The sequence below is a fragment of the Ensifer sp. R1-3 genome, from assembly GCF_056739175.1.
Genome location: NZ_CP096515.1, coordinates 2,813,258 through 2,827,718 on the forward strand (window position 1 = coordinate 2,813,258; position 14,461 = coordinate 2,827,718).

Below are 14,461 nucleotides of genomic sequence, written 5' to 3' on the forward strand. Positions count from 1 at the left end.
GACCCGGCTCACCGAGCCGGGTTTTTTGTGCCCGGTCTATGCGATTCGGCTTGAGAAACCTCGCGGGCGCCGCAATACGGATAGGCCTAGACAGCTTCCGATCTGAGAACGTCATCGGCTTCGCTGTATTTCGACCAGATCGCATTCGCGCCGATCTTCGCGACGAGCGCCGCATGGGCGGCGATCTCGGCCTCCGTCAGCCGTGGCCGTAGAGGCCTTTCCCTTGTGACCACGACGACCGGTCCGTCGTCAGCCTCGATCGGCCGGTCACCTGCCTCCGTCACCACGAGACCGAGCGCGGCCTGGCGCCCGCCGATCATCTCGATATAGACCTCGGCCAGCAGCTCGGAGTCGAGCAGGGCTCCGTGCCTGGTTCGATGGGAGTTGTCTACACCGTAGCGACGGCAGAGCGCATCGAGCGAATTCGGCCCCATCGGGTGCTTACGGCGGGCAAGAGCCAGAGTGTCGATAACCCGGTCGCTGCCGATCGGCGGCAGGCCGAGCCGCTCGAACTCCGCATTGATGAAGCCGATGTCGAAGGTGGCGTTGTGGGCGACCCAACGGGCATCGCCGAAGAAATCGACGATTTCCTGGGCGACATCGGCGAAGGGCGGCTTGTCCTTCAGGAACTCGTCGGTGATACCGTGGACGGCCAGGGCTTCCGGGTGAACCTTGCGCTCCCCCGGATTGATATAGATATGGATCGTGCGCCCCGTCGGAAACTGGTTCTCGAGCTCTATACCGCCGATCTCGATCACCCGGTCCTCGCGGTTGTCGAGGCCGGTCGTTTCCGTATCGAAGATGATTTCACGCATACGGGAGCCCTGTGGACGCTGTTTCGGGGCGAATCACCCGAAGCTGACCTCCATTCTTAATGGCATTTCGCCGTCATTTGAAGCTTCAGTGCCAGGTTTGCACCGATGATAGCGCATCGGTTCGCGAAGCGATCTAGCTCTTCGAAGTCGCCTCCGGACGGAGACCACTGACACTTTTCCTGAAAGTGCGCTAACTAACCGGCCCGCAAATCATCGACGATCGCACGGATCTGCTGCCGCGTGACGTCGAAGCTGTCGCTTGTGTCGACGATATAGTCGGCGCGGGCGCGCTTCTCGCTGTCGGGCACCTGCCGCTTGAGGATCATCGCAAACTTCTCGGCGGTCATGCCCGGGCGCTTCATGACGCGTTCCCTCTGCATCTCCGGATCGCAGGTCACGACGACGATGCGGTCGAGGCGCGCCTCAGCCTTGGTCTCGAAGAGAAGCGGAATATCGAGCAGCACGAAAGGTGCACCGTCCGCTCTGTGCCGCGCAACGAACTCCTGCTCCTTGGCGCGCACCAGCGGATGGACGATCCGTTCCAGCTCGGCCAAACGCTCGGGTGCCGCAACAAGCCGCAGCGAAAGCTCGGCCCGGTCGATGACCCCGCCCTTGGCGACGCCCGGAAAGGCCGCTTCGACCGGAGCCACCGCTTCGCCGCTATAGAGCATATGCACCACTTCATCGGCATCGTTCACCGGCACGCCGAGTTCCCGGAACATGCCCGCAGCGGTCGATTTTCCCATTCCGATGGAGCCGGTAAGCCCGACGATGATCATGCGTGCCTGTCCATATCGCTGATGATGATCTGTCTTAGCGTTTCGTCGACGACCGGCCTCAGTCCGAACCATTTTTCAAATCCGGGCACTGCCTGATGCAGAAGCATGCCAAGTCCGTCGACGACGCGGAAGCCCTGCTCTTCCGCCTGCCGCAACAGCGGCGTCTTCAATGGCACATAGACGATGTCGGTGACGACGGCGTCGGGTGCCAGGCCCGAAAAGTCGATCGCCGGCGCCGGCTCGCCGTCCATGCCGAGCGAGGTCGTGTTGACGAAGAGGCCGGCGCCGGAAACGACTTCGGGAAGCGCCGCCATCGAATGTGCGTGCACCGCCGTGCCGAAGCGATCGGCCAGTTCCCTCGCCCTCTCGGGCGTGCGGTTCACCACATGGATCGTCTTGACCCCGCGGTCGCGGATCGCCTGGATCACGGCCCGGCTGGCGCCGCCGGCACCGAGAATCACTGCGGCCGAGATGCGGTCCCATCCTTTGGCGCGCTCGTCCAAATTGGCGACGAAGCCACGCCCGTCGGTGTTCGTCGCGCGGATTTTTCCATCCTCGAGCCAGAGCGTGTTGGCCGCACCGAGTTCGGCGCTCAGTTCGTCCGGCCGATCGGCCAGCCGGAAGGCGGCCTCCTTATGCGGAATCGTGACATTGCCGCCGCAGAAGTCGGTTCTTCCTTCCTTGATCTGCCGCATGAAATCGGGAAAGGCCTCGGGCGTAACTTCGTGGGCCCGGTAGCTCCCCCGAATTCCGAACTGTTTCAGCCAATGGCCATGAATGAGCGGCGATCGCGAATGCTTCACGGGATAGCCGGTGACAAAGGCATGGTTAACAAATGTTTCACGTGAATCATGCATCGATCGCACCCAGTTCGCGTAGTTTGGAGAGAAGCGGCAGCATCGGCAGGCCGAGTATGGTGAAATAATCGCCCTCGATCCTCTCGAAGAGCTGGATGCCCTCGCCTTCGAGCTGATAGGCGCCGACGCTTGTCAGCGCCTTCTCGCCCACCCTTGCAAGATGCCGATCGATGAAGCCGCCGCTCAATGGCCGCACGGTCATGTTCGCAGTCGAGACGTGCCGCCAAACGACCTCGTCGTTGCGCACGAGAACGATCGCGCTGTTGAGACTGTGCATCCTGCCCGAGAGCGACCGGAGATGTTCGGCGGCTTCCGTTATGTCCCGGGGCTTGTGATAGACGCGGGTTCCAAGCGACATCGTCTGATCCGAACCGATGACAAGGGCGTCCGGAAAATATCGTGCGACATCCTTCGCCTTGGCTTCGGCCAGCGCCAGCGCGACATCAGCCGGCGAAGCGCCAGACGCTTCCAGCGGCTGCTCGAGCGCACGCTCGTCGATCGCGGCGGCCCGGGCCTCGAAGGCCAGTCCTGCATTGGCAAGCAGAGCGCGACGAAAAGGACTGGCCGAGGCCAATATGAGCAAGGGTTTCATTTTCCGGTTCCGTGTTCGCGACCTGCAAGCTGTTCTTGCGGTTCGCTCTATCTAAGCCGCGGCCGCAGGGCAACGATTGCTGCGGCAGTCTCCTCTATCGAGCGCCGCGTTACGTCGATCAGCGGCCAGTTGTTGCGCGCGCAAAGCGAGCGGGCATATTTAAGCTCCTCGGCGATCGCCGCCCGATCGGTATAGTCTTCCCCGTGGAAGCTCTGCGTCGTTCCGAGCACGCGATGCTGGCGCACCTGGGAGAGACGCTCGGCCGAAGCGATAAGCCCGACGATGAGTGGTTTCGTCGCCTTCAGGAGCGCATCGGGCAGGGGCACGCCCGGCACGATCGGTATGTTGGCCGTCTTTATACCGCGATTGGCGAGATAGATGCTCGTCGGTGTTTTCGACGTGCGGCTCACGCCCACAAGGACCACATCCGCCTCGTTGAAATCGGAGGGGATCTGACCGTCGTCATGATCCATCGTGAAGTTCAACGCCTCGATCCGGGCGAAATATTCGGCATCCATGACATGCTGCGCACCCGAGCGGCGGCGCGAGGGCGAGCCGAGATAGGATTGGAAAAGTTCAATGATCGGGTCGAGGACCGAGACGCAGGGCACGCCGATCTCGCGGCATCTCTGATCGATGAGGCCGGCAAGTTCCCGGTCGACGATCGTGTAGAGTACGATTCCCGGTGCCCCGTCGACCGCGTCCATGACCTGCATCAGCTGCTTCCGGTTGCGGATCAGCGGATAGACGTGTTCCAGCGCATGGGAGGACTGGAATTGCGCAGCAGCCGCTCGGCCGGCGGCGATCAGAGTTTCGCCGGTCGAATCGGAGATCAAATGCAGATGGAAGTAGTTTTTGCGGTTCTCCACGCAATTCTCCGCGGTCTGTTGATAAGGCGGGACAAAAACAGCTAACGGCGGCGCCTGGCTTCAGGCAAGTGGAAAAGCGGCGACTTGTTCACATCTGACACCTAACCGGAAATCTCTTGCCCGGGCATGTGGACAAGACTCATGGCCACGACAAATTGTCACGCAGATCGACTCCTCATCCACAGGAACCGCAAACTCCCGATCGCCGGCAAGGGGCTGACTCTGCAGTGTTTTCCCGGGTTTCCCCGCTTACCGCGCAATTCGGCCGGAATCTCTCCCGCCTCTTTGCCGGAGATTGACGCGGACTGGATAGGATGAGGATTGATTTTAATCCTTGATACCCACCGACTCTAAGAAATAGAAACCTTATAAATTCAGTTTTATTTTTAGATTAGGAAGCGGCAAGTGAGCGAAACGCATCGCAAAGTGCTGGAGGTTTTGAGCGGGAGAGCGCTCACCCCTCCCCCCATCTGGCTGATGCGACAAGCGGGACGCTATCTCCCCGAATACAGGGCGGTGCGCGCGAAGGCCGGAAGCTTTCTCGATCTCTGTTACACGCCGGACCTCGCGGTCGAAGTGACGTTGCAGCCGATCCGCCGCTACGGCTTCGATGCCGCGATCCTTTTCTCCGATATTCTCGTGATACCCGATGGGCTCAAGCGCAATGTTCGTTTCGAAGAGGGACAGGGTCCACGGATGGATCCGATCGACGAGGACGGGATTGCCCGGCTGAGCCCCGATGGCGTCATCGCTCACTTGGCTCCGGTTTTCGAGACCGTCTCCCGGCTGAGACGCGAACTGCCGGCGGAAACCACGCTCCTCGGCTTCTGCGGGGCGCCGTGGACGGTGGCGACCTATATGATCGCCGGCCGCGGAACGCCGGACCAGGCGCCTGCGCGTCTTTTCGCCTATCGTCATCCCAAGGCTTTCGAGCGGCTTCTGACGCTGCTCGCCGACATTTCCGCCGACTATCTGGTAAAACAGATCGATGCCGGCGCCGATGCTGTGCAGATATTCGATTCCTGGGCAGGTGTGCTCGGCGAGGAGGAGTTCCAGCGTTTCGCGATCGAGCCGGTCCGGCGGATGATCGCATCCGTCCGCGCGCGCCGCCCCTCGGCCAAAATCATCGCTTTCGCGAAGGGTGCGGGCCTCCTGCTGAAGAATTATCGGCAGGCGACCGGTGCGGATGCGATCGGCCTCGACTGGTCGGTGCCGCTCGCCTTCGCCGCCGAATTGCAGAAGGACGGGCCGGTTCAGGGCAATCTCGATCCGGTGCGGGTCGTGGCCGGTGGCGCGGCCCAGGAGCGTGGAACCGACCGCATCCTGGACGTCCTCGGCCAGGGGCCGCTGATCTTCAATCTCGGGCACGGCATAACGCCGGACGCCGATCCGGATCACGTTGCCGCACTCGTCGCCCGCGTTCGAGGATCGCGATGAAAGGGCAGCGATGAGAGGGGAACGCCAAACCGACAGCGGGCCGGGCAAACGGGCTCGGCTTCGTGCGGCCATCGCGGTCTCGGCCTTTGCGGCTTTGCTGATCGGCCTCTTCGCCGGGCAGCCGGACGACCTCTATCTGTGGATCAAGGCGCTCCACATCATTGCGGTGATCTCCTGGATGGCGGCTCTGCTCTACATGCCGCGCCTGTTCATCTATCACACCGATGCAGCGCCCGGATCGGAACAGTCCGAGACCTTCAAGATGATGGAACAGCGACTGCTCAAGGTCATCATGAATCCGGCCATGATGATCTCATGGGTGCTCGGACTTTACCTCGCCTGGAGCGTCTATGGCTTTGTCGGAGGCTGGCTGCATGCGAAGATTCTCTGCGTTTTTCTGCTGACGCTGGTGCATGTGCATTTCAGCCGCGCGGCGAGAGCCTTCCAGCGGGACGAGAATCGCCGCGACGCGCGCTATTGGCGGCTGATGAACGAGGCGCCAACCCTGCTGATGATCGCCATCGTCATCCTTGTCGTGGTGAAACCATTTTGAATTCAATCGATTCGCAGCTGCAATAGTTGCTGCTAAATTGCTGCGACCCCTTGCGGCGTTTCACGTGAATCGCTATTTTCCCTCATCTCCTTCTTCCTGTGGCCTGTGACGAAGTTTTAGAGCCTGCCTCTTCCCCCTTGCAGCTCCCTTACAAATCGCGCCGGCTCCCAATCCCCTATCAAGCACGGACCCTTCATGGCTGAAATGAAGCTTCAAGAACTTAAGAACAAGACGCCGACCGACCTCCTGGCCTTTGCCGAAGAGCTCGAGGTGGAGAATGCCAGCACGATGCGCAAGCAGGAGCTGATGTTCGCGATCCTCAAAATGCTGGCTCAGCAGGAAATCGAGATCATCGGCGAGGGCGTCGTCGAGGTCCTTCAGGACGGATTTGGCTTCCTGCGCTCGGCCAATGCGAACTATCTCCCGGGTCCTGACGATATCTATATTTCGCCTTCGCAGATCCGCCGCTTCTCGCTGAAGACCGGAGACACGGTCGAGGGCCCGATCCGCGGGCCGAAGGAAGGCGAACGCTATTTCGCACTTCTGAAGGTCAACACGATCAACTTCGACGATCCGGAGAAGATCCGCCACAAGGTTCACTTCGACAACCTGACGCCGCTCTATCCGAACGAGCGCTTCAAGATGGAACTCGAGGTTCCCACGTCCAAGGATCTCTCGGCGCGAGTCATCGATCTGGTCGCACCGCTCGGCAAGGGCCAGCGCGGCCTGATCGTAGCGCCGCCGCGCACCGGTAAGACGGTGCTTCTCCAGAACATCGCGCATTCGATCACCGCGAACCATCCGGAGTGCTACCTGATCGTCCTCTTGATCGACGAGCGGCCGGAGGAAGTCACGGACATGCAGCGCTCGGTCAAGGGCGAAGTGGTGTCGTCGACCTTCGACGAGCCGGCAACGCGCCACGTCCAGGTCGCCGAGATGGTGATCGAAAAGGCCAAGCGCCTGGTGGAACACGGACGCGATGTGGTGATCCTGCTCGACTCGGTCACCCGTCTCGGCCGCGCCTACAACACGGTCGTTCCCTCCTCGGGCAAGGTTCTGACCGGCGGTGTCGACGCAAACGCCCTGCAGCGCCCGAAGCGCTTCTTCGGCGCTGCGCGCAACATCGAGGAAGGCGGTTCGCTGACGATCATAGCAACGGCGCTGATCGACACCGGTAGCCGCATGGACGAAGTCATCTTCGAAGAGTTCAAGGGTACCGGCAACTCCGAAATCGTCCTTGACCGCAAGGTTGCGGACAAGCGCATCTTCCCGGCTATGGACATCCTGAAGTCCGGCACGCGTAAGGAGGACCTCCTGGTCCCGCGTCAGGACCTGCAGAAGATCTTCGTGCTGCGCCGCATTCTCGCGCCGATGGGCACGACCGACGCGATCGAGTTCCTCATCGACAAGCTGAAGCAGACGAAAACCAATGGCGACTTCTTCGACTCGATGAATACGTAAGAGCGAGACTTTCTTTCTCGGGAAAGAGGCCGGCGTGTCCAGCGCCGGCCTCTTCGTGCATCTGGGATGCAGCACATCCTCCTGCCGCCATTCTTTCCCCTGTCGATTGTCATCCCGGTCGAGCCCGATACGGGAGTGATTCACGTGAAACGCCGGGGAGATGCGCCCAAAACAGGGCGGCACTTGATTTCGAGCTCGGCTCGGTGCATAAGGCCGCTTCGCTTTAGCCCGACGAGCGTCGCACAGTTGCGCTTCCGATTGGCTCTGCCCGATTCCCAATGTTCAAGATGCCGTGATGGCGGGTATGGCCTGCGTCGAACCCTGCTCGTCATTCCGTAAACCGGTAAGCTGATGCTATCCACCGATACGATCTACGCGCTTTCGAGCGGTTCGCTGCCTGCAGGAGTTGCCATTATCCGCGTGAGCGGTCCGGAGACCGCAGATGCGCTGGTGCGACTTTGCGGAACCCTGCCCCCGCCGCGCATCGCAACGCTCAGAACGATTCGGACTCGAAACGGTGAAACGCTGGATAGCGGCCTGGTGCTCTATTTTCCGACGCCGGCGTCTTTCACCGGTGAAGATTGCTGCGAATTGCAGGTTCACGGCGGACGGGCCGTGGTGAGCGCCATTCTCGACGAGCTTGCCGCAACCGGCGGCCTACGACATGCGGAGGCCGGAGAATTCGCAAGGCGGGCCTTTCAGAATGGCAAGCTGGATCTGGTCGAGGTGGAGGGGCTGGCGGACCTGATTGCGGCAGAAACGGAAATGCAGCGTCGTCTCGCCATAGAGCAGTCCGGTGGCGGGCAGTCCGCACTCTATGCCGGTTGGGCCCGACGGCTGACCCATTCGCGTGCAATGATCGAGGCGGAGCTCGACTTTGCGGATGAGGACGATGTTCCGGGTTCTGTCAGCGCGATGATCTGGGACGATGTCGGCAGGCTCCGACAGGAGATAGATGGACATATCGCGCGCGCCGGCTTGGCCGAGATCATTCGGGACGGGCTCAAGATCGTCATTGCCGGTGAGCCGAACGCAGGCAAGTCGAGCTTGCTGAACGCCCTGGCGCGAAGGGACATCGCTATCGTGACGGAGGTCGCGGGAACGACACGCGACGTACTGTCCGTGGATCTTTCCTTAGCCGGATTCTCAGTTAAACTCTTCGATACGGCTGGGCTTCGTGAAACGGACGAGCTTGTGGAGCGGGAGGGTATTCGGAGAGCGCGGCAGGTTATCGCCGATGCCGATCTTGTCCTCCTATTATCGGAAAAACCGGGATACTTTCGGATTGATGAGGTTCTTCCGGAAAACGTGCCCGTTATTCGGGTCGCAACCAAGGTTGACCGCCCTTTGCCGAGTTGGGCTCCCTCGGATGCGGACATCTTTCTGTCCACGAGGACCGGTGAAGGCATGGCCGATCTGTTGACGGCGCTGCAGTCGCATCTCCCCGATCTGGCCGGTAGGACAGCCTTGGCGATGCCCTCGCGGAAGCGCCACGTCGATTGCCTGCGACAGGCCAGTGCTGCACTGGAGCGCAGCCTGATTTCTTCCGACCTAGAACTGCGTGCGGAGCAGCTTCGGCAAGCAGGCGATGCCCTAGGCAGGATAACCGGGCGGGTCGATGTAGAGAACCTTTTGGACGTGATATTCTCCGAGTTCTGTATCGGAAAGTAACCCGGCCGACGATACAACGCAGGCGAGTCATTGCGCGCGTTTCACGTGAAACGCTCTTGACTCAATCGTATGAACCTACAATCAAGGCGGAAGCCGGAAAAGGGTCTAGGCTGGAGCATGTCTATGACGGACTATGATGTCATCGTAATTGGTGGAGGCCACGCGGGCTGCGAAGCTGCCTCGGCTTCTGCGCGGCTCGGCGCCCGTACGGTCCTCATTACGCATAAAATGGATACCATCGGGGTAATGTCCTGTAACCCCGCGATCGGTGGGCTGGGCAAGGGCCATCTCGTCCGGGAGATCGATGCACTCGACGGCCTCATGGGACGTGTGGCCGATGCTGCCGGCATCCAGTTCCGGCTACTCAACCGGCGCAAGGGGCCGGCAGTGCGCGGCCCACGGACGCAGGCGGATCGCAAGCTGTATCGCGAGGCAATGCAGCGGGAGATCAGCGGGATCGAAAACCTCTCGGTGATTGAAGGCGATGCCTTCGATCTATTGACAGAGGACGGTGTGGTTTGTGGCACGGCTATGAAGGACGGGCGGGTCTTTCGGGCGGCAGCCGTCGTTCTTACGACCGGCACGTTTCTAAAGGGCCTCATCCATATCGGTCAGCGCAAGATTCCGGCCGGACGCGTGGGTGAGGAACCGTCCCTAGGCCTCTCCGGGACACTGCGGCGTTTCGGCCTGCAGCTTGGCCGATTGAAGACCGGCACGCCGGCGCGCTTGGACGGGCGCACGATTGACTGGGACCGCGTCGGGCGCCAAGGTCCGGACGAAAACCCAGTTCCGTTCTCGTTCATGACTGATGCAGTCATCAATCGTCAGATTGATTGCGGCGTAACGCGAACCACGGATGCAACGCACAAGATCATCGCCGATAACATTCACCAATCCGCGATGTATTCGGGACAGATCGAAGGCGTCGGCCCACGCTATTGCCCCTCTATCGAGGACAAGATCGTTCGCTTCGGCGAGAGGGACGGTCATCAGATATTTCTGGAGCCGGAAGGACTGGACGATGACACCGTTTATCCGAACGGGATCTCGACCTCCCTTCCCGAGGATGTGCAGGATGCCTTCATTCGTACAATTCCGGGGTTAGAGCAGGTCAAGATTCTGCAGCCGGGCTACGCGATCGAGTACGACCACGTCGATCCGCGGGAGCTGGAACTGTCCTTGGGCGTGCGCAAAATGCCCGGACTATTTCTTGCGGGGCAGATCAACGGCACAACGGGATACGAAGAGGCAGGAGCTCAGGGGCTCGTTGCCGGTTTGAATGCCGCGCTTCGCTCGATCGGCCGCGCTCCACATTTCTTCAGCCGCACCGACTCCTACATCGGGGTGATGATCGATGACCTGACTTCGCGGGGCATAACCGAACCCTATCGCATGTTCACGTCGCGGGCGGAATACAGGCTATCGTTGCGCGCAGATAATGCGGACATGCGGTTGACTCCGGCGGGTATTACCCTGGGATGTGTCGGCGACGCGCGCCGTCAGCGCTTCGAGGCATGGAAGCATTCCTATGAGACGGGACGCACGCTCCTCCAGTCTCTTTCAGTCACGCCAAGCGAAGGCAAGCGTTTCGGCCTGAAGCTCAATCAGGACGGACAGCGTCGGACCGCTTTCGATATCCTCTCCTACCCGGACCAGTCGATCGCCGCCTTGAAGCCGCTTTGGCCTGCACTTCAAACCATTCCTGCCGGAGTGGTTGAGGCGCTGGAGATCGATGCGGCCTATGCTGTCTACATGGAGCGTCAGGCCACTGACATTGCCGGTGTAAGGCGGGATGAAAATACGTCCATACCGGATGATTTCGACTACGAGGTGCTTCCCGGGCTTTCGAACGAGCTTAAGCAAAAGCTGGCACAACACAAACCGAGGAACCTCGCCCAGGCCATGAAAGTCGATGGCGTGACGCCAGCGGCTATATCTCTCATTTTGTCTTGGCTGCGCAGGCAGGATCGCCAAGCACAACGTGTGGGTGGGTAAGGTATACAATGCAAGCGAGTCTCACTCAGGCACTGAACGGATTGCGTGTTTCACGTGAAACGGTTCAAAAGCTCGAACATTTTGCCGCCCTCTTCCAGAAATGGGCGCGATCGATCAACCTCGTCGCGCCGTCGACGCTAGAGGATTTATGGCGGCGCCATATCCTCGATAGTCTCCAGCTTTACCAACTCTCCCCTGGGCCGAAGACCTGGGTCGATCTCGGAAGCGGCGGCGGATTTCCCGGGGTCATTACGGCGATTTGCCTCTCGGAGGCAGAGGGCGGATGGGTCCATCTGGTGGAGAGTAATAACAAGAAGGCCGCATTCTTGCGCGTTGCGCTGAGGGAAACCGGAGCCAGGGGTTCCGTTCATCCGATTCGAATCGAGGCAGCGCCCGCCGAAATCCCGAGTTGCGACGCGATTTCGGCGCGTGCGCTCGCCGATCTGAGCCAATTGCTCGACTATTGTGCTCCATGGATGCTCGCTGAAGGCTCCGGAACGGTCGCTTTCTTTCACAAAGGGCGGGATTATCAGCAGGAAGTCGACAAAGCGGTTAGCCGCTTTCAATTCGATCTGATAAAACATGCAAGTGTCGTCGAGCCGGATTCGGTTGTGCTCGAGATTGCAAATCTTTCACGTCGGACGAAGTGATAGGCGAGCGAAACATGTTTGGCCCAAAGAATCGGATTATCACTATTGCCAATCAGAAGGGCGGCGTCGGCAAAACGACGACGGCCATCAATCTTGCGACGGCGCTCGCCGCCATCGGCGAAAGGGTGCTGATCGTCGATCTCGATCCGCAGGGCAATGCCAGCACCGGGCTCGGGATACAGCGTCGTGCCCGGCATCTGTCTTCCTATGAGTTGATGATGGGGACCCATTCCATCGGCCAGATTGCACAGGATACGGCGGTGCCGAATCTTGCCATCGTGCCTTCGACCATGGATCTGCTCGGCGTCGAAATGGAAATTTCCAAGGAATCGGACCGCGTCTTCAGGCTTCGAAAGGCTTTGGCTTCGGTGGATGCCCTCGCCTATTCCTATGTGCTGGTAGACTGCCCGCCCTCCTTCAATCTCTTGACGATGAATGCGATGGCGGCGGCGCATTCGGTTCTCGTGCCATTGCAGTGCGAGTTTTTTGCGCTTGAAGGCTTGAGCCAGCTGTTGGAGACGGTGGATCAGGTGCGGCAGACGGTCAATCCGGGCCTCGATATCCAGGGTATCGTACTGACTATGTTCGATTCCCGGAACAATCTCGCCCAGCAGGTCGTCAGCGACGTCCGCTTGCACTTGGGGGATAAGGTTTATCATACCCTCATTCCCCGCAATGTACGGGTGTCCGAGGCACCTTCCTATGGCAAGCCGGCCATTCTCTATGACCTTAAATGCGCCGGAAGTCAGGCTTATCTCCAGTTGGCCTCGGAAGTCATTCAGCGCGAAAGGCAGCGGAAGGCCGCCTAATCGTTTCGGTATCGTAATTAATTGGGTGTCAGATGAACGACGACAGCTCCAAGAGGCGTCTGGGTCGCGGCCTTGCCGCTTTGATCGGCGAAATGGATCAGCCGCTGCACACCGGCGCTGCTCCCGCCGCCACCATCAGTGCCGATCGGCGGATCCCGATCGAGTTCGTTTCCCGTAACCCTCGCAACCCCCGCCGGCAGTTCGATGAGGCCGAGCTCCAGGACCTTGCAAGCTCGATCCGTCAGCACGGGATCGTTCAGCCGGTCGTCGTGCGCACCATCGGTCACGAACGATATGAGATCATCGCCGGCGAAAGGCGCTGGCGCGCGGCGCAACTTGCCGGCTTCACCGAAATACCGGTCATCGTGCGCGATGTCGACGACAGGACGGCGCTCGAAATCGCCATCGTCGAGAATGTTCAGCGCTCCGACCTCAATCCCCTCGAAGAGGCCCTGGGCTACGAGCAACTGATCGCGGAGCACGGCTACACGCAGAACGATCTCGGCGACATCATCGGCAAGAGCCGAAGCCATGTTGCGAACAGCCTGCGCCTTCTAAAGCTGCCGGAGCCCGTGCGCGACATGCTTTCCGATGGCAGCCTTTCCGCGGGCCATGCCCGCGCGCTTATACCCACATCGGACCCGGTGGCATTGGCGCGCGCGGTCGTCTCGAAGGGTCTCTCGGTTCGCGAGGCCGAACGGCTGGCGCAGAACGACATCAAGTCGCAGAACGATCCCAACTACGCAAAGGGCCGCCAGCGCGAGGAAAAGGACGCCGATACGCTGGCGCTGGAGCGCACCCTGTCGGATAGCCTCGGCCTCGAAGTGAGTGTCAACCACAAGGCCAGCGGCGGGCATCTCAAGATCACATATAAGACGCTCGATCAATTGGAAGAGATTTGCCGGCTGCTCGAACGGCGTTGAAGTACAAACTCAACGCCGCGCCGACTGGATGGTGATCGCCAGGAGATTCTGGATCACCAGGCTTTCCTCGAGGCTCTGGCGGCTGCGGCTTTGATAGATGGTCGCCTGCAGGCGGCCCAATTCGCGTCGAATCGCCGGCCCGGTCCAGTGTTTCAGCGCCGCCTCGACAACCGGCTTGCGGCGGAAGTGCAGGCCGCGGCCGAGGCTTGCGACGACCTGACCCGCGGACTGGCGGCTCGCATCCATTTCGGCTCGCATCACGTCGAGCTGCTGGAATTGCCTGAGGCAGGCCTGGAGCACGAGGAAAGGCGGCGTCTTGGATGTCGTGATCTTCTTCATCGCGTGCAGCAGCGCGTCGGCGTCGCCCTTCAACACCGCATCGACCGCATCATCGACCGAAATGGCGCTGGCGTCGCCGACGATACCGAGGACGTCATCCTCATCGACCATATCCTTGCCGCGGCAATAGAGGGCGAGTTTGCGAAGCTCGTTGCGCGAAGCCATGCGGTCGCCCCCGAGCGCCTCGACGAGGCGTTCACGCGCGGCGGGACCGATGCGCAGGCCCGCTTCCGAAAGTTCCGTGTCGACAAGTGCCTGCAGGCCCCTGATGTCGTCGCTGTAGCAGGCGATCGAAGCGACGGAGCGGGAAGTTTCGCCCACTTTCCTGAGCGCCGCCCCCTTCTTGAGGTCGCCGGCTTCGACGATGAGCCGGGCGCCGGCCGGGGGATCGGCCGCGAGGATCTGTAGCGCTTCGGTGAGCGCCTTCTCAGCGGACGCGCCGCGGACCCAGACCAGCTTGTCGCCGCCGAACAGGCCGATGGCATTGACTTCGTCAAGCACGCTACCGGCGCCCTGCAAGGTAGCTGCGTCCAGCTTGACGACGGCGAAGGGATCATCGAGGGGGATGCCGAAGCTGCCGGCGAGCTCGGACGCGCGTTCCGAGACGAGGCCGCGATCGGGACCGTAGAGCAGGAAAAGCCGGTAGATCGCCGCAGATCGCTGCAGGAAACTATCGAATTCGTGCGACTTGACCTCGCTCATCTGACGATC

Annotated in this window: 14 protein-coding genes; 8 read left to right on the forward strand and 6 right to left on the reverse strand. The window is 60.7% G+C overall.

The features are described 5' to 3' along the window. Nucleotides 1-86: 86 nt before the first annotated feature. The 5 genes from dnaQ to M1D43_RS13530 all read right to left on the reverse strand — a co-directional run bounded on the left by dnaQ (nucleotide 87) and on the right by M1D43_RS13530 (nucleotide 3,912). The gene (dnaQ, locus tag M1D43_RS13510) at nucleotides 87-815 is read right to left on the reverse strand and encodes a DNA polymerase III subunit epsilon (RefSeq protein WP_003531724.1); all 729 of its coding nucleotides are present in this window, start codon (nucleotides 813-815) and stop codon (nucleotides 87-89) included. Nucleotides 816-1,009: 194 nt separating this feature from the next. Further along, complete coding sequence (coaE, locus tag M1D43_RS13515; RefSeq protein WP_003531725.1) at nucleotides 1,010-1,594, reverse strand: dephospho-CoA kinase; 585 nt, start codon at nucleotides 1,592-1,594, stop codon at nucleotides 1,010-1,012. Continuing rightward, nucleotides 1,591-2,451 carry a shikimate dehydrogenase gene (locus M1D43_RS13520; RefSeq protein ID WP_027992957.1) on the reverse strand — a complete coding sequence of 287 codons (861 nt, stop codon included), beginning with the start codon at nucleotides 2,449-2,451 and terminating at the stop codon, nucleotides 1,591-1,593. Before M1D43_RS13520 ends, coaE begins: the two co-directional genes overlap by 4 nt. Then, nucleotides 2,444-3,043, reverse strand: a complete 600-nt coding sequence (locus M1D43_RS13525; RefSeq protein ID WP_027992956.1) for a Maf-like protein — start codon at nucleotides 3,041-3,043, stop codon at nucleotides 2,444-2,446. Before M1D43_RS13525 ends, M1D43_RS13520 begins: the two co-directional genes overlap by 8 nt. A 47-nt stretch (nucleotides 3,044-3,090) precedes the next feature. Further along, nucleotides 3,091-3,912, reverse strand: a complete 822-nt coding sequence (locus M1D43_RS13530; RefSeq protein ID WP_003531728.1) for a pyruvate, water dikinase regulatory protein — start codon at nucleotides 3,910-3,912, stop codon at nucleotides 3,091-3,093. 405 nt (nucleotides 3,913-4,317) lie between these two features. Between M1D43_RS13530 and hemE the strand changes: the two genes are divergently transcribed. From hemE to M1D43_RS13570, 8 genes are all read left to right on the forward strand, one after another. Further along, nucleotides 4,318-5,349, forward strand: a complete 1,032-nt coding sequence (gene hemE, locus M1D43_RS13535) for a uroporphyrinogen decarboxylase (RefSeq protein WP_318853552.1) — start codon at nucleotides 4,318-4,320, stop codon at nucleotides 5,347-5,349. 10 nt (nucleotides 5,350-5,359) lie between these two features. After that, nucleotides 5,360-5,902 (forward strand): protoporphyrinogen oxidase HemJ, encoded by a 543-nt coding sequence (gene hemJ, locus M1D43_RS13540; RefSeq protein WP_153313973.1) that lies wholly within the window; start codon nucleotides 5,360-5,362, stop codon nucleotides 5,900-5,902. 195 nt (nucleotides 5,903-6,097) lie between these two features. Beyond that, a complete protein-coding gene (gene rho, locus M1D43_RS13545; protein WP_010970587.1) occupies nucleotides 6,098-7,363 on the forward strand; it encodes a transcription termination factor Rho in 1,266 nt (421 codons plus the stop codon). 351 nt (nucleotides 7,364-7,714) lie between these two features. Next, on the forward strand, nucleotides 7,715-9,034 hold the full coding sequence (gene mnmE, locus M1D43_RS13550; RefSeq protein WP_153313972.1) for a tRNA uridine-5-carboxymethylaminomethyl(34) synthesis GTPase MnmE: 1,320 nt from the start codon (nucleotides 7,715-7,717) through the stop codon (nucleotides 9,032-9,034). Nucleotides 9,035-9,157: 123 nt separating this feature from the next. Then, the gene (gene mnmG / locus M1D43_RS13555) at nucleotides 9,158-11,029 is read left to right on the forward strand and encodes a tRNA uridine-5-carboxymethylaminomethyl(34) synthesis enzyme MnmG (RefSeq protein WP_153313971.1); all 1,872 of its coding nucleotides are present in this window, start codon (nucleotides 9,158-9,160) and stop codon (nucleotides 11,027-11,029) included. A gap of 8 nt (nucleotides 11,030-11,037) precedes the next feature. Beyond that, on the forward strand, nucleotides 11,038-11,679 hold the full coding sequence (gene rsmG / locus M1D43_RS13560) for a 16S rRNA (guanine(527)-N(7))-methyltransferase RsmG (RefSeq protein WP_127597720.1): 642 nt from the start codon (nucleotides 11,038-11,040) through the stop codon (nucleotides 11,677-11,679). Between the two features lie 14 nt (nucleotides 11,680-11,693). Next, a complete protein-coding gene (locus tag M1D43_RS13565) occupies nucleotides 11,694-12,488 on the forward strand; it encodes a ParA family protein (RefSeq protein ID WP_013844943.1) in 795 nt (264 codons plus the stop codon). A 32-nt stretch (nucleotides 12,489-12,520) separates the two neighbouring features. Further along, nucleotides 12,521-13,411: a ParB/RepB/Spo0J family partition protein gene (locus tag M1D43_RS13570; protein WP_010970582.1), complete on the forward strand. Its 891-nt coding sequence runs from the start codon at nucleotides 12,521-12,523 to the stop codon at nucleotides 13,409-13,411. Nucleotides 13,412-13,420: 9 nt separating this feature from the next. On the opposite strand, the gene holA is transcribed toward M1D43_RS13570, so the two are convergent. Further along, the gene (holA, locus tag M1D43_RS13575; RefSeq protein ID WP_010970581.1) at nucleotides 13,421-14,452 is read right to left on the reverse strand and encodes a DNA polymerase III subunit delta; all 1,032 of its coding nucleotides are present in this window, start codon (nucleotides 14,450-14,452) and stop codon (nucleotides 13,421-13,423) included. Nucleotides 14,453-14,461: the final 9 nt, after the last annotated feature.